Genomic DNA, 18,564 nt, shown 5'->3' on the forward strand with positions numbered 1-18,564 from the left:
AAAGGCGAAACAGATGTTTCGCCTTTTTGCTTAAACAAAACGGTTCGCTTCCGCGCCGTAATAGGTGATGTAGCGGCTGGAAATGCGCTCAATCGGCAGGATGATGAAGACATCGGTTGTGCCGAATGCCTCATCGATCACTGCGCCGTCTCCGATCATCGCGCCAAGACGCAGATATCCCTTCACCAGAGGCGGCATGGAGAAAAGCGCAACCTTGTTGTTGATGGCCTCCTTCGGCATCAGGTCCATGGCCTGATAGCGATTGGGCAGGGCACGAACGTCCCAGTCATCGGTGGCACGGCAGTTATGATGGAGGAACGACAGGCCGAGCGCATGTGCTGCAGGCACAGCGCCGTGGAATGAAGCACAGCCGAACATCACATCGATGGAATGGCGGCGGCAATAGGCCCAGGCACCTTGCCAAAGAAGCTCGACAGTGCGCTTGGAGCGGTATTCCGCCTTCACGCAGGAGCGTCCCAGTTCAAGCAGGCGGAGGTTCGGGCGTGAAAGGGCCAGACGCTGCACGTCATATTCATCGGCAGAATAAAAGCCGAGCGCCTGTTCCGCCTGTTCGCTACGCATCAGACGATAGGTGCCGACAATCTGCTGATGCTCCGGCACGGGCAGGGCGGTGTCGTAAACGAGCAGATGATCGCAAATAGCGTCGAAACGGTCAGCGTCTCGAAGCTCCACCGCTTCGATGCTTTCCCTGCGCGCGCCCATTTCGTCGAAGAAGACGCGGAAACGCAATTCCTGCGCGGCTTCTACCGCCTCGCGTGAATTTGCAAGCCGTACTTCCAGCGATCCGATGCGTCCCAGAACGATGGGATCGCCGTTGGACGCGAACAGCGCCTGTTGTGCTTCTAAGCCTGACATGACCGTATCATCAATGATTTGCTGGTCCATTCCAAGCAGTACTGTCATGATGATGGCTCCTGATTTGTCTATTCACGTATTCCTGAACGGCTTTCCCACGGATATTTCAGCGAGAGCTAGCCAGTTCCAATCCTTGTTCAGCCGATTGCATGGACAGGGTGTCCAGTTCGGCCGAAGCAGTACAGATTCAGTGCTACGCGACGATGACAGAAGCATGTCACCAATGTGTCAATTCAGATGACTGGACCTTATCCTCTTCAAAAAGCTTTTAATTTTAAGAGATCAAATTATGCGAAAGGCAGGGACTGTTCAACCCGGCGGGTCAGCGGGCAGCCCGTTCGCGCCGCCAGCCGAGGAATTCCTCCAGAATTATGAGACCTGCACCGATTGTAATGAAGGTGTCGGCGAGGTTGAAAACTGCAAATGACCAGGTTGGCAGGTGAAACAGAATATAATCCACCACGTAACCGTGCATCACGCGGTCGATAAGATTGCCGATGGCGCCGCCGACGACAAGTGCAAAACCGTAGCGTGCGAAGATGCGGTCGGGCGCGTTGGTCCACCACAGATAAAGTACGAACAAAATAACTGCTGCGGTGATTGCGACCAGTCCCCAATCATGCAGCCATGCCAGCATGGAAAAGGCGATGCCCTCATTGTGCGTACGAAACAAGGCAAGGAACGGTAGCAGGTCGATCTGCTGGCCGTAGCCCATCCGTGTTTCCACCAGGTGTTTGACGCCCTGATCGATCAGTATGGTGAGAACAACGACGAACAGTGAGGACCAGACTGCGTGTCGCTTCATCCGGAAACCCTTTCATCGAGCGTGAGTGCGTCGCGACGAATTTCGTAGAGCATGACGCCCGTGGCAATTGCAAGATTGAGGGAATCTGCACGGCCTGCCTGCGGAATGCGAGCAAGCTTGTCGCAGGTATCGGCCAGACTGTCCGGCAGGCCCTGCTGTTCGTTGCCCATCATCAGTACGACCGGCTTGTTGGCATAGGGAATGGTGCGATAGTCGACCGCACCTTTCAGATGGGTGCCGACGACAAGGCCGGAAATGCCCTTGCGCCAGTTGAGGAAGTCGGCTTCCGTCACTTTATAGAGCGGCATGGAAAAGACCGAGCCCATCGTGGCGCGCACGGTTTCCAGTGAATAGGGGTCGGTGGTGTCGCCGATCAAAATGATGCCCTTGGCGCCGACCGCATCGGCGGTACGGATGACAGTGCCCAGATTGCCGGGATCGCGCACGCGGTCGAGCGCGATATAAACATCGTTGTTCTTCGGCTTGAGGTTTGCGAGCGGGCGATATTGCTGTTCGAAAACACCAACCACCATTTGCGGATTATCGCGGCGGGTAATGGCAGCCATGATCTTTTCAGTCACTTCCAGCACCAGTCCGCCCTTGGCGAAGGTGCGGGCGGCAACCTGCTCGACCATCTTGTTGCCCTTGCCGGACTTGGCGAAGACCAGCGTCTTGATGCGCCAGTCCTGTTCGAGCGCGTCGATGACGAGCTTCAGCCCTTCGGCCAGAAACACGCCCTGTTGGTCGCGGAATTTTTTCAGCGCCAGCGAGCGGAGATCTTTCACGATAGGGTTGGTGAGGCTGGTGACTTCCTTCACCTGACCTACCTTGGAATATTCGGCACGAGAGCCGCCTTTGGAAAAATCGTCGTCACGGCTCATTTTGCTACCCAGCGGCTGAACATGGATGTGGAAAGCGCACGTCCTCCCGACTGATCGGCGGAACGTTCGCGCAGAATAAGTTCGCCCGATTCGACCGTACCACCAAGGCCGGTGAAACGGTCGCGCATCAGTTCGTGAATGGCGAAGAAGGATGCGCGGATCGAATAGGCAGTCAGGATGACGGCAAGTGGTTTTGGCGTCAGGATGGACCGGCATGTATCGACCATTCCGGGCAGATGCTCGAACAACTGCCAAACCTCGCCGCTCGGCCCGCGCCCATAGGCAGGCGGATCAAGCAGGATGATGTCATAGGAACTGCCGCGCCGTTCCTCACGCTGAACGAATTTCATCGCGTCTTCACAGATCCATCGGATTGGCTTGTCCGAAAGCCCGGCCATTTCCTGATTTTCACGCGCCCAGAGAATGGCCTTCTTGGAGGCATCCACATGGGTCACTTCCGCACCTGCACGTGCCGCTACCAGCGAGGCGACGCCCGTATAGCCGAAAAGATTGAGCACCTTAACGCTGCGTCCGGACTTTACCCCATCTCGGATAAGCCCATCCATATAGGACCAATGCGCGGCCTGCTCTGGGAACACGCCGACATGGCGGAACGAGGTGAAACGGCCATGAAAGGAAATGCCGTCGTGCTGCATCGGCCATGTTTCGCCGAGCGGCACTTTCGGAAAGGCCCAGCGTCCCATGCCTTCCTCGTCGGTATTCCCGGTGAAAACGGCGTCGGCCTGATCCCATTCCCGTTGTGGCAGGCTTGGCAGCCAGATTGCCTGACCTTCCGGGCGGACGATCCGATAGGGACCATATTGCTCGAGCTTCAACCCGTTGCCGCTGTCGAGAAGCGCATAATCGGGCGAGGGTTCCGTTTCGAGAATGAGCGGCAGTCTTTCTCCTGGGCGTGCACCGGCATAAGGTTTGATTTCGCGAAGCGGAGTAGCGGGCTTGTCGTCTACGGGCTTGGGTGCGGCCTTGGCGAATTGGGGACGCGGCTTTTTGAAAGACGAGCCTTTATTGTCAGACTTGCCATCAAATCGGCCTTCAAATTTGCTTTCTGAACGCGGCGCATCATGTCTTGCGCGCTCGAAGCCACGGTCCTGTTTGCCGCCCGACGGCTTTTTGCCTTTTCCCTTTGGCGCTTTCACCCGAAACTCCAATCATCGTGATTGGGGTCTAGGTAAGATAAACAGGGCCGGTGTGAAAGGGGAAAACGACGTTCAATCGCGCTTCGACCATGAAAACCCGGAAGTTTTGCCTCCGGGTTTGAGAATAGCAGGTGTTTCAGGAGTTCACGACCGGCATATTACGCTTTTCGGCGGCGGTGCTCCGTTCAAGCAGGCGCGCAGCTTCCTGCTTGTACATGCGCTCCTTGCGGCGGTGCTTGCCTTGTGTGAGCCACGTCACCAGTGAGCCGATGACAACGCCGAGAAGAAGCGCGCCGAACAGCCACAGGAATAGAGGCGCATTATAGGACAGAGCGGGATTGCCCGGATTGAACGGATCGATCGTAAACTGCACCGATGCGCGATTGGCAACCGACAACGCAATCAGAGCCACTGCAAGCGGCACGAGAACGATGATGGCGATGATGCGTTTTGCCGCCATGATGTCTATCAGACTGCGCCGTTGAGACGGTCGCGCAGTTCCTTGCCGGTCTTGAAGAAGGGAACCCACTTTTCTTCCACATCCACCGTTTCGCCGGTGCGCGGATTGCGACCGCTGCGGGCAGGGCGGTTCTTCACCGAAAAGGCGCCGAAGCCGCGCAGCTCAACACGATTGCCTTCTGCAAGGGCGTTTGTGATCTCGTCGAATACCGCGCCCACGATGTTTTCGACATCGCGCTGAAAGAGATGCGGATTACGGCTGGCGATAATCTGAACGAGTTCCGATTTGATCACGGCTTTAAACCCCTGTTCTTCTGTTTGTTTCATCCGGTATCTACCGGATATTGTGTAAGTTTACCTGGCTGGCGTCAATTCGCTTCAGGCGTACCGTCAACGTGCCAAACCGAGAGAAGTCCGTCAAGAAAGATGCGTTCCTTGGCGATCTGCTTCAACATGCCGTCTGCTTCCTGCGGCACGCCAAGAAGGCGTGCACCGGCATGAATGATAAGATCGCGCAGCGAGAAACCCGTTTCATTGCTGACCGGCTTCCATTCCAGACGCGGCAAATCTTTGGAAAGCCCCTTGCTCGCAAGCCAGGCGACAGCTTCCTCTTCACCGCCCAATCCGTCGATCAATTTTTTATCGAGTGCCTGTCGCCCTGTAAAAACCGCGCCATTGGCGAGGGCCAGTGCCTGTTCATGTGTGAACGAACGGCGTTTTTCGACAATGTCCACGAACCACGCATAGGAATCCATGATCATATTGCGGATCATGCCCTTGGCTTCTTCGCTGGCCGGGCTGAAATAATTGGGTTCCGCCTTGAGTGGTGAGGATTTGATGGTTTCGACCTTCACACCGATCGTATCGAGAAGCTTCGAAACATCTGGATACTGGAACAGGACACCAATCGAGCCGACGATGGATGTCTGTCGTGCCACGATGTGGTCCGAAGCGCTGGCAATCATGTAACCGGCGGAAGCGGCAAGGGTTCCTACCTGCGTGACGACCGGCTTTTTCTCGGCAATCTTGCGCACGGCTTCGAAAATCGCTTCGCCGCCCACCGTCGTTCCACCGGGCGAATCGAGAACTAGAATCACACCTTTGACGGCGTCATCCTTGGCGATCTTGTCGAGACGCTTCAGCAATTCCTCATTCTCGAAGATGGTGCCTTCGATACGAACCTTGGCAATGTGCGGCTGGTTGAAGTTGGTGCCGCGCATGGACCATGAAGCGAAGACGGCAATCAGGGCGGCGATCAGAAGCAGGAAGGCCCCACGCCAGATCGTCAGCTTTCTGCGCAATTTCCGGCGTTCGATAATTGCTTCGGCGTCTTGAGCCATTCCCGTCCATCCGTTCGTTCAAATCGCGCGGCTTGCGCTCGACAGTTCACCTTGTGCCCCGAATGAGGGCACGCGGCAAGTATCTTCGAAAAATAGGTCTGGTTAGAGATAGTGCCTGAAATACATATTGTAATGAAGCTGCCCGAGATTCTTATGTTCGTTGCCAGATCAGCTTTGGCGGTTGCATTACGCACAGCTGTAATTTGACCGAGTTTTGTGGTATCAAAGAGTTGAATAGCATCCTGCTTAATTCGGTGGGGTGTCAATTGGGCTGAATTATCAAAGGCATAGGCCGTTCCTGCTTGCTGTTTGCGAGGCGGGTGCGGTATTTTGCGCGGTATAAAGCTATTGAGCGACCGATTATTTCACCCCAAATAAACCTTATTGAAATGAAAAAGCGCGACACACACGCGCTGATTATCGAGTTTTACGAAAGCCGTTGAGGAATTGAACGCCACATGACCGCCGACACCACAGATAGCCATGCGCCGCAGAACGCGACCGCTCAAGGTCGCGGCACGGGTGGCATGCATTTTGGTGCGTCGGAGAAGGCCGAGACGCTTTTTCATGCTGCACAGCGCCATTCGATCCGCGTTCGCGTTCTGAAGACAGCTCTCCCTGTCGCCGCAATCATCGTAGGAGCGGTATTCTCTTGGTATACGTTCCTTGCGACGCCGAACGCGCCCGTTAAGGTCGAAGTGAACAATGGCGGCGAAAGCGGAAAGCTCGTCATGACGAGCCCGCACCTGAATGGTTATACCAAGGATAACCGTCCCTATTCGATGACTGCTTCCAAGGCGACGCAGGATGCAAAGAACAGCGGTGCGATTTCGCTTGAAGGCATTTCCGCAGAGCTGCCGGTTGGTGACAAGGGCACGGCCAAGGTCGAGGCAACGTCCGGTGTTTACGACAATGCCAATGGGCGTTTGCAACTTGATAAGGACTTTACTGTTACGACAGACGACGGTTTACGTGCGGTGCTGCGCTCTGCGGACGTAAATCTCAAGAGCGGGCAGATCACCACTGACAAGCCCGTGGATATCCGCAGCGGCAGCACGCATATTCTGGCCGACAGCATGCAGGTCAAGGACAACGGCAAGGTTCTGATTTTCGAGAACAAGGTTCGAATGACTGTTGACGGCAGCGTTGTTTCGCCCAACAAGGCTCCCTGAAAAGGGCGCCTGATTTGAGGACAGGGGAAGCGTTCGGACCGATTTATATCTGTGCGACGCGGTTGAGTACATTCTGAAGCCGGTCCTCGGACCGAAATGTGCTCGAAAACAGATTGTTAGAGCGTGATTCTGATGCAATCGGAATGGTACAGGCTCTAAGCCGCTTTTTTGATCGCATTTTGCGATGCTGAATGTTCCCATTTGGCCGCAAAGTGCTTAATGTTGCGTCTGACCGCATGTCGACCCAGGGATGGTCGAATGCTTCGGGGAGCTGAAATTATATGGAACGCGAGACGGGCAAGATGAACAAGGGTACGATGGCCCGCACTTTGCGGATGGGATTTGCAGTTCTGGCGCTCGGCATTGTCGCGGCTCCGACAGTTTCACTGGCGCAGGAAGGCGCAGCCGTGAACGGCCTGAAGCTTTCCAACAGCAAGGCGCCCGTCAAGATCGACGCTGACAAGCTGGAAATGCGCGACAAGGAAGGCATTGCCATATTCACCGGTAATGTTGCCGTTTCGCAGGGCGACGCCCTGCTGAAGGCAGGCCAGATGACAGTCTATTACAATAAGGCCAAGAATGACGGCGAAGCACCGGCCCCGGAACCGACAAGTGCTGGCGTGGGCGGCCTCGATTCATCGAGCATCGATCACATCGACATTTCGGGGAAAGTCTATCTCAAGTCCGGGACGCAGGTCGCAACTGGTGATACCGGGCGTTATGATGCGAAAAACCAGGTTATGGTTCTTCAGGGGCAGAAAGTGGTTCTGACCGATGGCGACAATGTCGTGACCGGTTGCAAGCTGACGGCGCATCTCGATACGGGCCGCGCCAATGTCGAAAGCTGCAAGGGCCAGACCAAGGGTCGCGTGTCGATCATCATGGCCCCGAAAGATCAACAGCAGGGCGGTGCTGCGCCCAAGCAGAACTGACCGGAGCAGGCGTGGGATTGTTCTGGAACAAGAAGGCCGACGGGCCGCAAGACGCATCGAAAAATGTGAACGCACCATCCGATGTCGCGGGCGCTATGCCCGGCCAGCCGGGTAAGTCGACGCGTCTCAAAGGGACGCTCGTGGCGCGCGGCCTCTGCAAGAGCTATCGCGGCCGGCAGGTCGTCAATGGCGTGTCGTTCGGTGTGCGTGCTGGCGAAGCTGTCGGTATTCTGGGGCCGAACGGCGCAGGCAAGACCACTTGCTTCTATATGGTGACAGGCCTCGTTCCGGCTGATGCCGGTTCCATCGAGATCGACGGTTTCGACGTCACGTCTATGCCGATGTATCGCCGTTCCCGTCTTGGCATCGGCTATCTGCCGCAGGAAGCATCCATTTTCCGTGGCCTTTCGGTGGAAAACAACATCAAGGCTGTGCTGGAAGTTGTGGAGAAAGATCGCTCCAAACGCGCTTCCGAGCTGGATGCCTTGTTGGAAGAATTTCACATCGCTCATCTGCGCAAGGCGCCTGCCATTTCGCTGTCCGGCGGCGAACGCCGTCGTCTCGAAATTGCGCGTGCGCTGGCATCGCGCCCAAACTTCATGCTGCTCGATGAGCCTTTTGCTGGTGTCGATCCGATTGCCGTTTCGGATATCCAGCAACTCGTTCGCCATCTGACAAGCCGCGGCATCGGCGTTCTGATTACCGACCATAATGTGCGTGAAACGCTGGGCCTTATCGATCGCGCCTACATCATTCACGCCGGTCAGGTGCTGACACATGGTCGTCCTGCCGAAATCGTCGCCAATCCCGACGTGCGCCGGCTTTATCTCGGCGACCAATTCACACTTTAATATTCGGCATTTTCATATCGTCTCAGGCTCCTATGGAAATGCCTGCATTCTGACCAGTCATCGGTTTGAGCCTGTTATGTTCTGCACAAAGTTACAGAAAGTGCCGCTGAACCGCGACTATTTCCCATTTTGTCCCCAAACCGCACATTCTGAATTGACAAGCAAGGTTCATACCAGTTTTCATTCAAATACGCTTTCAGCCTGAAACGGCTGCGAGCGCACGGTTTATTCCTCTGTATGGACTCAGGTCCCATGTCGATGAGTGCCGTCTGAAGGCCAGATTGCTGTCAAGGATATCTCACGCGTTGACCATGTGTTCCGCGGTTATTGACAGGGTTTAACGGGGGAGAATAACGCGTCGCATGGCTCTGTCGCCCAAGCTCGATTTCCGTCAATCGCAATCGCTGGTGATGACCCCCCAGCTGATGCAGTCGATCAAGCTGCTGCAGATGACGCATGTGGAGCTGGAACAATTTCTCGACATTGAAATTGAAAAAAATCCGCTGTTGGATCGAATTGAGGCAGCGAATGATGATTTTTCGGGCGTTGAACCCGCACGAGATAGTGCTGAAACCGGCGGAGAGGATGCGGCGTCGGATGACTTGTCGGATGGCGACTGGTTCAAAACAGGCGCTTCGGATAATGCCGAAAATCTCTCATCCACCTTCGACAGTTCACTTGAAAATATCTTTCCGGATGATCCGGGTCGCTTCGACGAGATCGGTCCGGATCTTGCAGCGCAATGGAAATCGTCCGTCGGTGACGGATATGTTTCAGGTGGCAGTTACGACATCGATCAGGTTACGGCCAGCCGGATTTCATTGAGCGAGCACGTGGCGGAACAGATCGCGCTGACTTTTTCCAAAGCGGCGGACCGGTTCATTGCGACGGCGCTCGCCGATGCACTGGACGAGAGCGGCTATCTGCGTGTCGATATTGTCGGTCTGGCCCAGAATCTTGGCGTGGAAACCGTCGAGATCGAGCGTGTTCTTGGAGTGATGCAAGGCTTTGATCCGGCAGGCCTTTTTGCCCGTGATCTGCGGGAGTGTCTAGCGATACAGCTGCGTCTCAAGGATCGGTTCGATCCGGCCATGGAGGCGTTGATCGACAATCTCGACCTTCTTGCACGGCGGGATTTCGCGACGCTCAAGAAGCTGTGCGGTGTCGATCAGGCCGATATTCTCGATATGCTGACCGAAATCCGTATGCTCGATCCAAAGCCCGGTGCTTTGTTCGAAATCTCCGTGGCCGATGCCATCGTGCCGGACGCGCTGGTTACACCGTCGCGTGACGGTGGCTGGACTATTGAACTCAACGCAGCCGCAATGCCACGTCTTATCGTCAACAATGAATATTATGCTGAGGTAAGCATCTCGGTCAAAGCCGAAGAAAAAGCATTTCTCTCGGATTGCATGCAGACCGCGAACTGGCTCGTACGCAGTCTCGACCAGCGTGCGCGCACCATTCTCAAGGTAACGCAGGAAATCGTCCGGCAGCAGGACGGCTTTCTGCGCCACGGCGTGACCCACTTGAAGCCGCTCAACCTGCGCACGGTTGCCGACGCGGTCGGTATGCATGAATCGACCATCAGCCGAGTGACGGCGAATAAATTCATGGCCACGCCGCGTGGCGTGTTTGAACTGCGCTATTTCTTTACGGCCTCCATTGCTTCTTCCGAAGGCGGCGACGCTCATTCGTCGGAGAGCGTGCGCCATCGTATTCGGCAGATGATCGACGCCGAAAAGCCCGACGACGTGCTGTCCGATGATGCTATCGTCGATGCTCTGAAGAAGGACGGTGTGGATATCGCGCGAAGAACGGTCGCAAAATATCGGGAATCGATGAATATTGCTTCATCGGTTCAGCGCAGGCGTGAAAAGAAGGCAAGATTGTCAGCTTCCTGATTGCCTAAAGCATTTTGCAGTCAGGTGGAATCACCTGACGTTGCATAAATGCGGTAATACAAACCACATAGAGCGGAAGCGCGAACGAATGTGAGCGCATTTCGCTCTAGCCAAAATGGTTCCACAGATTGCGCTGGGAAGGGACCGCTTTAAACTACCGATTGTACCTCTAGGGCCTCATTCCCGTATTCGAATAGGGAGGAATGCTCTAAAATTTTGGATCTGTAGCGCTGCTCTTTCAGAAAAATTCGATCTCGATTTGTGGAAAGATCAGCATTGCAAGAGGACCAACTGGCAGGAGGACCAATTGACAAGCGCCATTTCACCCAATAGAAGCCCGGCTCGCGTTGCGGCACGTATCTGGACGCCCTCATTTCCAGGGCTTCCTGATAAATCGTCAGCGTGAATTGGCGAGATGTCAGCAGAAGCGCTTGTGTTTCTACGATCGAAAATACGCCAAAGCAGAATTGAAGCATGTCTCCTCAAAGTAGAACCGGTTTGGGGATGAAGACATGGGTTGGATGTTTCCGCCGAATGCGTTTTGCAGACAACGTCCGATAATATCGCTGTAATTTCTGGAAGAAATTGCGGTTGTCCATATGTTTGAAGGAAGGGCAATGTGGCGTTCCGGGAAAACCGGGCCGGGAAAACCGGGCAGCGGACCAGCTACTGGGGCGTTACTTAAAAGAGCAATGTGCGGCAACCATCCCGTAAAGGGGCTATTGATTGGAGCAGTCACGATTTCGACGGCTTTTCGGAAGGTGTTTCAACGCCTCGTCGCAAAGTGCGCCTGGGAAGTGTGCATGCACCATGAATTTAGTTGGAAAACGCACAGGACGAAAAGCATCTTTGATGCTGGTTCGCTTTGCGCTTCGCTCGCCTTGTGATTAGACTGAGTCCTGTGGTGTAACGCAAATGAGGTGTGCCAAATGACTCTGCGTGTATCTGGAAAGCATATGGACGTCGGTGAAGCTTTCACAACCCGGATCATTGATCGGGTGAATGAAGCAGTCGGCAAATATTTCGATCATGGCTTTTCCGGACAGGTTACGGTCACCAAGTCCGGTTCGCGTTACAGTGCGGATTGCACCTTGCACCTCGATAGTGGTGCAACTCTGCAAAGCACTGGCGACGCGCAGGATCCGCAGCTGGCTTTTGAAGCGGCCGCGGACAAGATCGAAACCCGCCTTCGCCGCTATAAGCGTCGTCTGAAATCGCGCCCGGCTACGCAGCCAGATGCGATCTATGATGACGTTGCATATCGTGTTATGGCACCGCTGTCGGAGGAAGAGGAGGATCTTCCGGCGGATTACGCGCCGACAATTGTTGCGGAATCGTCCGTCGCCCTGCGCACCATGTCGGTGGCGTCGGCGGTCGTGGAACTGGATCTGATCGAAAATCCGGTTCTGGTATTCCGTAATGCCGGCAATGATGAAGTTAACATCGTCTACCGTCGCGCGGACGGCAATATCGGCTGGGTCGATCCATCGATGGTCACCCGCCAGGCCGCGCCACGCGCCTGACGGCAAACCTGAAGCGCACGCAGCGGATCGCGATTAGGCGGCCGCGTGCGCTTCCCAAAACCGGGCCGCAAAGGCCTGATTGAAGAAGGAACGGAGAGAATGGATCTTAGTGATCTGATTCAGCCTGGGGCGATTATCCCGGCGCTGAAAGCCAGCTCCAAAAAACAGCTTTTGCAGATTCTGTCTGAAAAGGCTGCGGAACTGACCGGTCTCCCTGAGCGTGAAGTTTTCGAAACAATTCTCCAGCGTGAGCGCCTCGGTTCTACCGGGGTGGGCAATGGCGTTGCCATTCCGCACGGCAAGCTGGCGAACATCAACAAAATAGCCGGAATCTTCGCTCGTCTGGAAACCCCGGTTGATTTCGAGGCGCTGGACGATCAACCCGTCGATCTTGTTTTTCTGCTTCTCGCGCCGGAGAATGCCGGCGCGGATCACCTGAAGGCACTCTCGCGCATCGCCCGTATGCTGCGCGATGCCGATACGGTTGCCAAATTGCGCGGCACACATGACGCGCAGGCGCTCTATTCATTCCTGACAGCTCAGCCTGCTTCCAACGCCGCCTGAGTTCAAATAGTTTCTCGTAGACAAAACCGCCGTTCGGCTTGAACGGCGGTTTTGTTTGTTTGCTCGCAGAAACGAATTGGCAGGGAAGGGAAAACAGTCCGAGCAGAAGCATATTTTTTTGCCTCAAGACGACTTGCGGCATTTGTATGCGCCACGATCTTCCTTACTGATTTCATACGGAAGCGCGATACCGACGATGACCGGTATCGCGTCTATCCTTAGTGCAGCATTACCGTGCGCAGTTCATGGTCTTGCGCGCCTTGTAGCGCGGTGGCGCGGACATCGGAGAGCACGATTGGCTCACCGCTGGCGCCAAAAAGCGCCCAGAGTTCAAGGCCCGGCTCTATCGGTGGGAGGGCAGGGAAGCTGCGGGCAAGGTCATCTGAACGGATCTTGCGCACATAGGCAACTTCACCTTCGCCGAGATGGGCGAATTCATTTTCGGTGAATATATGTCTGTTCATGGTCTTAGCCTCCATTTCGTCGGCATGTCATTTGCGACCATGCCGCATCAGAGCTTCACATTCTCAATATAGCGGTACTGTGCTGAACAAAAACTGAACAAGCTCAGTCTTTCACCGCTATGCTGATTCGTTTAACCAGCCGTTCGGGTTCTGGACGGTCGAGATCGATGGCCAAAAGGCCGTTTTTCAGGTCGCAACCGAGAACCCGCATACCGTCTGCCAGGACGAAAACGCGCTGGAACTGTCGGGCAGCGATGCCACGATGCAGAAATTCCCGTTCGGTATCGTCGGTCTGGCGTCCGCGGATGACAAGCTGATTGTCTTCCGTCATGACTTCGAGGTCTTCGCTGGCAAAACCGGCCACCGCCAAAGTGATGCGCAGACGTTCGGAACCCGTCTCGCCGCGCAGGCGTTCAATATTGTAGGGCGGATAACCGTCGCCGGATTTTGCGATCCGTTCCAGCGTTTTTTCCATCGTGTCGAATCCGAGCAGCAAAGGGCTCGAAAACGGTGTCATTCTTGTCATTGCATCAGTCCTCGATGAGAAGCGACCGTCATGAAGAGAACCCTTACGGCGTATCTCCTCGCTAACTGATATGGCTTGTGAAAAGCCTGACTTCAAGGGCCAATCCGGATTCCTTCGTTTCAACTTAAAACGAAGGAGAGGTGCAGGATACCCGGCAATATGGGGGTGTTGCTATCGTCGTGCTTCTGAAAGCGCTGCGCCGAAAGCTGTGGCAAAGCTTTCGCGATCATCCGGGGAGAGGAAGTTTCCGATCACGACACTCGCTTCACGGCTTTCGACGCTCATACCGGTAATTCCGATATCCGGCTTTCGGGCAACCTTGAATCGCGTCCAGAATGGATTGAAACGATGTGCAGTCATCTTGCCGGACGCTGCATATTTGCGAATATACAGGGCGGAACGCGACATGGAAATTTCCTCGCGGGCACGGGCTGCGCGGTAATTCCAGCGAAAAGCCAGATAGATCAGCAGTACATCGAGACCGAAAAATCCGAAGATCGGCCATGCGCCGATGGACCAGAAAAGAATACCGACGAACATCCAGCAGCCGATCAGAGCGCCCATCAATATGGTGAAGCCCGTGCGTCCCAGCGAACGATAGGGGGTGAGGAGAGCTTCGAAAATGGGTTTGTCGAACCGGTCAGGTTCTGCGCCGTCTGGGTGATGCATAGCATTCAGGTCATCTGGCTGCTGTGTCGGCGGCCTTTATGGGCCTGCGTCAAGCTGCTGATTGTTTTGTCGATCAAGAAACTATTATAGAGGCGGAATGGAAAAGGCCAAAATCAAATCGCCTGTGAACGCTTCTCCCGCCGCCCGCCCTCAACGTCGGATACGTGGTACGCTTTATACAGCAGACGAAATTCATGAGATATTTCGCCGTTTTTCGATTCAGCGGCCGGAGCCGAAGGGCGAGCTTGAGCATGTGAATGCTTTTACGCTTCTTGTGGCGGTGGTCTTGTCGGCACAAGCCACCGATGCCGGGGTCAACAAGGCGACACGCGGGCTCTTCACAATTGCCGATACGCCGCAGAAGATGCTGGCGCTGGGCGAAGAGAAAGTCGGCGACCACATTCGCACCATTGGTCTTTGGCGGAACAAGGCAAAGAACGTCATTCTCCTGTCCGAAGCCTTGATCCGCGATCATGACGGAGAAGTGCCGGGGGACCGGGACGAGCTGGTAAAGCTGCCGGGTGTTGGCCGCAAGACGGCCAATGTGGTGCTGAATATGGCTTTCGGCCAGCCGACAATGGCGGTGGACACGCATATCCTGCGCATTGGCAATCGGATTGGTCTTGCGCCGGGAAAAACGCCAGAGGCCGTGGAAGCCATTCTCGTCCGGGTTATCCCTACAGAATACATGCTTCATGCGCATCACTGGCTGATCTTGCATGGGCGTTACGTGTGCAAAGCGCGCAAGCCGGAATGCGAGAAATGTGTGATTGCCGATATCTGCAAATATCCGGCGAAAACCTGCGACATTCCTGCGCCGCTTATCCCCTTGCCGCCGCAGGCGTGAGCCGGGCTTCGCGTTGCGAGACAGCCTTGTGCAGATGGACCATCATCGTTGCCGCGAAAAGCGGTGTCAGCAGATTGACGATGGGGATAGCCATGAAGCCTGCAATCAGCAGCCCGGCCAGAAAGACGGTTACGCTATAAAGTGACCGTAGCGCCTTGGCCTCGGCTTCGGAATGATAACGCATAGCGGCAAACTCGAAGAATTCCCGCCCGAGCAGATAGGCATTGATGACGAAGAAGGCGATCAGATTGACGCCGGGTATGAACAGCATGAACAGGGCGACGATGTTGCCGAGGATGACGATACCGAGGAATTTCAGCGAAACAACGATAGAGCGGCCGGTCGGCAAAGGCGTACCGGGTGGATCGTTCGGATAGTCTTCGCGTTCGACCACTTCGGCGACGTCATCGAGAAAGAGACCTGCCACAAGTGCAGTGACAGGTGCGATCATCAATGCGAGAACAAGCGCCAGACCAAGGCCTGCGACAATAGCGGCAACGATACCAAACCAGCCCGCCCATTCCGGCATGCCGGGCAGTATTTGCTCCATCCACGGCCAGGCAAAAGTAAAAAAGATTTGACGAACTGCCGCCCAAAGACCGATCAGCAGCAACAGCGTCAAACCGAGGGTCTTCCAGAAAACTGCACGCAATTCTGGCGTGGTCAGGCGTTTCAGAGCTTTCAATGCAGCATCTAAGATCATTTTCGACCCAATTCCGACTGTGGACGAAGATGGAAATAGGTATGCCTTCATCTTGGCGCAAGCTGTACTACCCACAATGCGGGAGGCTTGCAGGGTAGCCAAAGGGGTTTCAAACCGCTAAACCGGCACCCACATGACTGCCGCATATCCGGCCCGACGCATGTCGCGGAAAAGTGCATAGCGACTTTTCCGATGACGATCTGTTTTGCCGGATAGGAGACTAATCAAAAGGGGAGCTTCTCGCGCTCATGGCCACATTCGACGTTCTTTGCATCGGCAATGCCATTGTCGATATTCTTTCGCGCACTGACGACTCTTTTCTGGAAACGAATGGAATCGTCAAAGGCGCGATGAACCTGATCGATGCAGAGCGTGCTGAATTGCTCTACGGCCGGATTGCAGGTCCGGCAACAGAAATGTCGGGTGGCAGTGCCGGAAATACGGCAGCCGGCGTCGCGAGCCTTGGTGGACGCTCAGCCTATTTCGGCAAGGTTGCGACCGATCACCTGGGCCGTGTTTTCGCGCATGATATCCGCGCGCAAGGCGTTGCATTCGACACCCGCCCGCTGGAAAAAGGGTCGCCGACCGCTCGCTCTATGATTTTCGTGACGCCGGATGGCGAACGCTCGATGAACACCTATCTCGGTGCCTGCGTGGAACTCGGACCGGAAGATGTCGAAACCTCCAAGGTGTCCGATGCGAAGGTGACCTATTTCGAAGGCTATCTGTGGGACCCGCCGCGCGCGAAGGAAGCCATCGTCATGGCATCGAAGATCGCGCACGAAAAGAAGCGCCAGATGGCGATGACGCTTTCCGATCCGTTTTGTGTCGATCGGTATCGCGAAGAGTTTCTGGAACTCATGCGCTCACGCACTGTCGATATCGTTTTCGCCAATGAGGATGAGGCCAAGTCGCTCTATAAGACGAAGTCGCTTGAAACGGCGATTGCCTCCATGCGCATGGACTGCGCGCTTTCGATCATCACCCGTTCGGAAAAAGGTGCGGTCGTCGTCACACCTGACCAGACCTTGACTGTCCCAGCCATTGAAATCGACGCGCTGGTCGATACGACCGGCGCAGGCGATCTCTACGCAGCTGGTTTCCTTTACGGTTATACGAACGAGCGTTCACTGGAAGATTGCGCCCGTCTTGGTTCATTGGCGGCGGGGCTTATTATCCAGCAGATGGGGCCGCGTCCGCAGCTCAGCCTGCAGGCTGCTGCAGGTCAGGCTGGCCTTGTTTAAGATTTATTCCGGCCTGATGATCCGGTCGCGCTGAAGCTCTTCTTCAGTGCGTCCGGGGCGGCTTTTATAGACGGGCAATGTCCAGCCGAAATAAAGTGCGCCGCCGCGAATGAGAAACGCGGTCAGAGCCGCTGCAATCGCACATATAGCTGGCTCGACCTGCAACCAGGCAAGCAGGACATAGAGACACGCACCGGCAAGCGAAGCCGTGACATAGATTTCGCGACGCATTAACACGGAAGGCTCGCCCGCCACCATATCGCGCAATATGCCGCCCAGAGTGGCTGTTGAAATGCCGGTCACAATGGCGACGGATGGTCCGAAACCGAGCGCCAGTCCCTTGGCTGCACCTATTACGGTATAGGCGGCCATACCAATGGCATCGAGCCAGAGCAGGACGCGATAGCGCGACTCGACCATGTGCGCGGTGAAATAGACAAAGATAGCCGCCAGCGTACCCGCCAGCAGATAAGTCGGCTCGACAACCCAGAAAACCGGTGCACCAAGGACGAGATCGCGGAACGTTCCGCCGCCAATACCGGTGATATTGGCAAGGAACAGAAAACCGATGATATCGAGCTGGCGTCGCGATGCTGCAAGAGCGCCGGTCGCAGCGAAAACGAAAACGCCTGCGAAGTTCAAAAACTCAGGAATCGTCACGCTGCAGCTCTCCTCCACACTTCCGGTGACAATTTTTCACCGGTTCGCGCCAATAGCAATATGCACATTAGAGCATAATCCGACCGGAGTGAAACGAGGATCGATAAGATTATGATTAAAATAGAATAGGTTAGACCGCTGATCCGATCCAGTCAGATCGAAATGTGCTCTATCGCAAACTGGACTGCAGATATGAAAAGAGCGGCAGACAAAGCCGCCGCTCCAATACTCATCCGTTATTGCTGAAATAATCAGCCATTGCCTTCGGAAGCGCCATTGTCGGCAGTCGCCTTCGGGCCGCCTTTGGACACACCGACCATGGCCGGGCGCAGAACACGGTCGCCGATGGCGTAACCATCTTGCACGACCTGCACGACGGTGTTGTTCGGCAAATCCGGATTAGGCACTTCGAACATGGCCTGATGGAAGTTCGGATCGAACTTCTCGCCTTCCGGTTCAAGTTTCTTGACGCCGTGACGCTCCAGAGCCTGCAGCATGGCGCGTTCGGTCATTTCGACGCCGTCTGCGAGCGACTTCAGGCTGGCATCGGTCGCCAGAGCATCAGCAGGAATAGCGTCGAGCGCGCGGCGGAGATTGTCAGAGACCGACAGCATGTCGCGAGCGAAGTTGGTCACGGCATAGGTGCGCGCATCCTGTACATCGCGCTGGGTGCGCTTGCGAAGGTTTTCCATCTCGGCTGCAGCACGCAGGAGCTGATCCTTCAGCTCGCCATTGTCAGCTTCGAGCATCGCGATCCGGTTTGCGGTTTCATCTACTGCCGCTTCGGCTTCGTCTTCGGCAACTTCCGCACGAGCTTCAGCCTTGCGCGCTTTCAGAAAATCGTCGGCAGCTCGGTTCAGCGCCTCACGATCCCGGGGATTGTTGATGTCGCGCTGCTCAAGATCGGGTTTCTGGGATTTGTTTTTTTCGTCAGCCATAATGCTACTTCCGTCTTGAATATCTTCTGGGGCGGATATCGAGTTTCAT

At 55.3% G+C, this 18,564-nt stretch carries 21 protein-coding genes; 8 read left to right on the plus strand and 13 right to left on the minus strand.

The window, feature by feature from the left end:
• Positions 1 to 30: 30 nt before the first annotated feature.
• The 7 genes from olsB to sppA form a co-directional block, all read right to left on the minus strand.
• The gene (gene olsB / locus AAE521_RS16340; RefSeq protein WP_167375562.1) at positions 31 to 924 is read right to left on the minus strand and encodes a l-ornithine N(alpha)-acyltransferase; all 894 of its coding nucleotides are present in this window, start codon (positions 922 to 924) and stop codon (positions 31 to 33) included.
• A 274-nt stretch (positions 925 to 1,198) separates the two neighbouring features.
• Positions 1,199 to 1,681 carry a signal peptidase II gene (lspA, locus tag AAE521_RS16345; RefSeq protein WP_010657996.1) on the minus strand — a complete coding sequence of 161 codons (483 nt, stop codon included), beginning with the start codon at positions 1,679 to 1,681 and terminating at the stop codon, positions 1,199 to 1,201.
• Positions 1,678 to 2,562 (minus strand): TrmH family RNA methyltransferase, encoded by an 885-nt coding sequence (locus AAE521_RS16350; RefSeq protein ID WP_094514682.1) that lies wholly within the window; start codon positions 2,560 to 2,562, stop codon positions 1,678 to 1,680. The genes lspA and AAE521_RS16350 overlap by 4 nt, the downstream gene beginning before the upstream one ends.
• Positions 2,559 to 3,719 (minus strand): RsmD family RNA methyltransferase, encoded by a 1,161-nt coding sequence (locus tag AAE521_RS16355; protein WP_342061858.1) that lies wholly within the window; start codon positions 3,717 to 3,719, stop codon positions 2,559 to 2,561. Before AAE521_RS16355 ends, AAE521_RS16350 begins: the two co-directional genes overlap by 4 nt.
• A 136-nt stretch (positions 3,720 to 3,855) precedes the next feature.
• Positions 3,856 to 4,179, minus strand: a complete 324-nt coding sequence (locus tag AAE521_RS16360) for a lipopolysaccharide assembly protein LapA domain-containing protein (RefSeq protein WP_010657999.1) — start codon at positions 4,177 to 4,179, stop codon at positions 3,856 to 3,858.
• 8 nt (positions 4,180 to 4,187) lie between these two features.
• Positions 4,188 to 4,472: an integration host factor subunit beta gene (locus tag AAE521_RS16365; protein ID WP_004687882.1), complete on the minus strand. Its 285-nt coding sequence runs from the start codon at positions 4,470 to 4,472 to the stop codon at positions 4,188 to 4,190.
• A gap of 74 nt (positions 4,473 to 4,546) precedes the next feature.
• Entirely contained in the window at positions 4,547 to 5,518 is a 972-nt protein-coding gene (gene sppA, locus AAE521_RS16370; protein WP_071633159.1) for a signal peptide peptidase SppA, read from the minus strand.
• A 458-nt stretch (positions 5,519 to 5,976) separates the two neighbouring features.
• On the opposite strand from sppA, the gene lptC reads away from it, so the two are divergent.
• The 6 genes from lptC to ptsN all read left to right on the plus strand — a co-directional run bounded on the left by lptC (position 5,977) and on the right by ptsN (position 12,464).
• Entirely contained in the window at positions 5,977 to 6,690 is a 714-nt protein-coding gene (lptC, locus tag AAE521_RS16375; protein ID WP_342061859.1) for an LPS export ABC transporter periplasmic protein LptC, read from the plus strand.
• Between the two features lie 281 nt (positions 6,691 to 6,971).
• Entirely contained in the window at positions 6,972 to 7,622 is a 651-nt protein-coding gene (locus tag AAE521_RS16380) for an LptA/OstA family protein (RefSeq protein ID WP_342061860.1), read from the plus strand.
• An 11-nt stretch (positions 7,623 to 7,633) separates the two neighbouring features.
• The gene (lptB, locus tag AAE521_RS16385) at positions 7,634 to 8,473 is read left to right on the plus strand and encodes an LPS export ABC transporter ATP-binding protein (protein WP_374864420.1); all 840 of its coding nucleotides are present in this window, start codon (positions 7,634 to 7,636) and stop codon (positions 8,471 to 8,473) included.
• A 362-nt stretch (positions 8,474 to 8,835) separates the two neighbouring features.
• Complete coding sequence (gene rpoN / locus AAE521_RS16390; protein WP_342061861.1) at positions 8,836 to 10,377, plus strand: RNA polymerase factor sigma-54; 1,542 nt, start codon at positions 8,836 to 8,838, stop codon at positions 10,375 to 10,377.
• A 929-nt stretch (positions 10,378 to 11,306) separates the two neighbouring features.
• Positions 11,307 to 11,900 (plus strand): ribosome hibernation-promoting factor, HPF/YfiA family, encoded by a 594-nt coding sequence (gene hpf, locus AAE521_RS16395; protein WP_010658005.1) that lies wholly within the window; start codon positions 11,307 to 11,309, stop codon positions 11,898 to 11,900.
• Between the two features lie 99 nt (positions 11,901 to 11,999).
• Positions 12,000 to 12,464, plus strand: coding sequence for a PTS IIA-like nitrogen regulatory protein PtsN (gene ptsN, locus AAE521_RS16400; protein ID WP_006465889.1), 465 nt, complete (start codon positions 12,000 to 12,002; stop codon positions 12,462 to 12,464).
• A 218-nt stretch (positions 12,465 to 12,682) separates the two neighbouring features.
• Here the strand turns inward: ptsN and AAE521_RS16405 are convergent, their stop codons facing one another.
• The 3 genes from AAE521_RS16405 to AAE521_RS16415 all read right to left on the minus strand — a co-directional run bounded on the left by AAE521_RS16405 (position 12,683) and on the right by AAE521_RS16415 (position 14,123).
• Positions 12,683 to 12,928 (minus strand): BQ00720 family protein, encoded by a 246-nt coding sequence (locus AAE521_RS16405; RefSeq protein WP_010658006.1) that lies wholly within the window; start codon positions 12,926 to 12,928, stop codon positions 12,683 to 12,685.
• A 103-nt stretch (positions 12,929 to 13,031) separates the two neighbouring features.
• Positions 13,032 to 13,454 carry an Hsp20 family protein gene (locus AAE521_RS16410; protein ID WP_010658007.1) on the minus strand — a complete coding sequence of 141 codons (423 nt, stop codon included), beginning with the start codon at positions 13,452 to 13,454 and terminating at the stop codon, positions 13,032 to 13,034.
• 171 nt (positions 13,455 to 13,625) lie between these two features.
• Positions 13,626 to 14,123: a DUF2244 domain-containing protein gene (locus tag AAE521_RS16415; protein WP_342061862.1), complete on the minus strand. Its 498-nt coding sequence runs from the start codon at positions 14,121 to 14,123 to the stop codon at positions 13,626 to 13,628.
• A gap of 97 nt (positions 14,124 to 14,220) precedes the next feature.
• Here AAE521_RS16415 and nth point away from each other — a divergent pair, with 97 nt between their 5' ends.
• The gene (gene nth / locus AAE521_RS16420; RefSeq protein WP_342061863.1) at positions 14,221 to 14,970 is read left to right on the plus strand and encodes an endonuclease III; all 750 of its coding nucleotides are present in this window, start codon (positions 14,221 to 14,223) and stop codon (positions 14,968 to 14,970) included.
• On the opposite strand, the gene AAE521_RS16425 is transcribed toward nth, so the two are convergent.
• Positions 14,945 to 15,673 carry a sulfate transporter family protein gene (locus AAE521_RS16425; protein ID WP_342061864.1) on the minus strand — a complete coding sequence of 243 codons (729 nt, stop codon included), beginning with the start codon at positions 15,671 to 15,673 and terminating at the stop codon, positions 14,945 to 14,947. The two genes, nth and AAE521_RS16425, sit on opposite strands and share 26 nt — an antisense overlap.
• Before the next feature lie 248 nt (positions 15,674 to 15,921).
• Between AAE521_RS16425 and AAE521_RS16430 the strand changes: the two genes are divergently transcribed.
• Positions 15,922 to 16,917, plus strand: coding sequence for an adenosine kinase (locus AAE521_RS16430; protein ID WP_010658011.1), 996 nt, complete (start codon positions 15,922 to 15,924; stop codon positions 16,915 to 16,917).
• A 3-nt stretch (positions 16,918 to 16,920) separates the two neighbouring features.
• Here AAE521_RS16430 and AAE521_RS16435 read toward each other — a convergent pair whose 3' ends face one another.
• Together AAE521_RS16435 and grpE are read right to left on the minus strand one after the other, a co-directional pair.
• Positions 16,921 to 17,577 (minus strand): trimeric intracellular cation channel family protein, encoded by a 657-nt coding sequence (locus AAE521_RS16435; RefSeq protein ID WP_010658012.1) that lies wholly within the window; start codon positions 17,575 to 17,577, stop codon positions 16,921 to 16,923.
• 251 nt (positions 17,578 to 17,828) lie between these two features.
• Positions 17,829 to 18,515, minus strand: a complete 687-nt coding sequence (gene grpE / locus AAE521_RS16440) for a nucleotide exchange factor GrpE (RefSeq protein WP_071633165.1) — start codon at positions 18,513 to 18,515, stop codon at positions 17,829 to 17,831.
• Positions 18,516 to 18,564: the final 49 nt, after the last annotated feature.

It is taken from the genome of Brucella cytisi (assembly GCF_038433355.1).
GTDB lineage: Bacteria > Pseudomonadota > Alphaproteobacteria > Rhizobiales > Rhizobiaceae > Brucella > Brucella cytisi.

Coding starts and splice junctions, on each gene's coding strand:
- olsB (WP_167375562.1), bottom strand. CDS start 924: ATGACAGTACTGCTTGGAATGGACCAGCAAATCATTGATGATACGGTC.
- lspA (WP_010657996.1), bottom strand. CDS start 1,681: ATGAAGCGACACGCAGTCTGGTCCTCACTGTTCGTCGTTGTTCTCACC.
- AAE521_RS16350 (WP_094514682.1), bottom strand. CDS start 2,562: ATGAGCCGTGACGACGATTTTTCCAAAGGCGGCTCTCGTGCCGAATAT.
- AAE521_RS16360 (WP_010657999.1), bottom strand. CDS start 4,179: ATGGCGGCAAAACGCATCATCGCCATCATCGTTCTCGTGCCGCTTGCA.
- sppA (WP_071633159.1), bottom strand. CDS start 5,518: ATGGCTCAAGACGCCGAAGCAATTATCGAACGCCGGAAATTGCGCAGA.
- lptC (WP_342061859.1), top strand. CDS start 5,977: ATGACCGCCGACACCACAGATAGCCATGCGCCGCAGAACGCGACCGCT.
- AAE521_RS16380 (WP_342061860.1), top strand. CDS start 6,972: ATGGAACGCGAGACGGGCAAGATGAACAAGGGTACGATGGCCCGCACT.
- rpoN (WP_342061861.1), top strand. CDS start 8,836: ATGGCTCTGTCGCCCAAGCTCGATTTCCGTCAATCGCAATCGCTGGTG.
- hpf (WP_010658005.1), top strand. CDS start 11,307: ATGACTCTGCGTGTATCTGGAAAGCATATGGACGTCGGTGAAGCTTTC.
- ptsN (WP_006465889.1), top strand. CDS start 12,000: ATGGATCTTAGTGATCTGATTCAGCCTGGGGCGATTATCCCGGCGCTG.
- AAE521_RS16405 (WP_010658006.1), bottom strand. CDS start 12,928: ATGAACAGACATATATTCACCGAAAATGAATTCGCCCATCTCGGCGAA.
- AAE521_RS16410 (WP_010658007.1), bottom strand. CDS start 13,454: ATGACAAGAATGACACCGTTTTCGAGCCCTTTGCTGCTCGGATTCGAC.
- AAE521_RS16415 (WP_342061862.1), bottom strand. CDS start 14,123: ATGCATCACCCAGACGGCGCAGAACCTGACCGGTTCGACAAACCCATT.
- nth (WP_342061863.1), top strand. CDS start 14,221: ATGGAAAAGGCCAAAATCAAATCGCCTGTGAACGCTTCTCCCGCCGCC.
- AAE521_RS16425 (WP_342061864.1), bottom strand. CDS start 15,673: ATGATCTTAGATGCTGCATTGAAAGCTCTGAAACGCCTGACCACGCCA.
- AAE521_RS16430 (WP_010658011.1), top strand. CDS start 15,922: ATGGCCACATTCGACGTTCTTTGCATCGGCAATGCCATTGTCGATATT.
- grpE (WP_071633165.1), bottom strand. CDS start 18,515: ATGGCTGACGAAAAAAACAAATCCCAGAAACCCGATCTTGAGCAGCGC.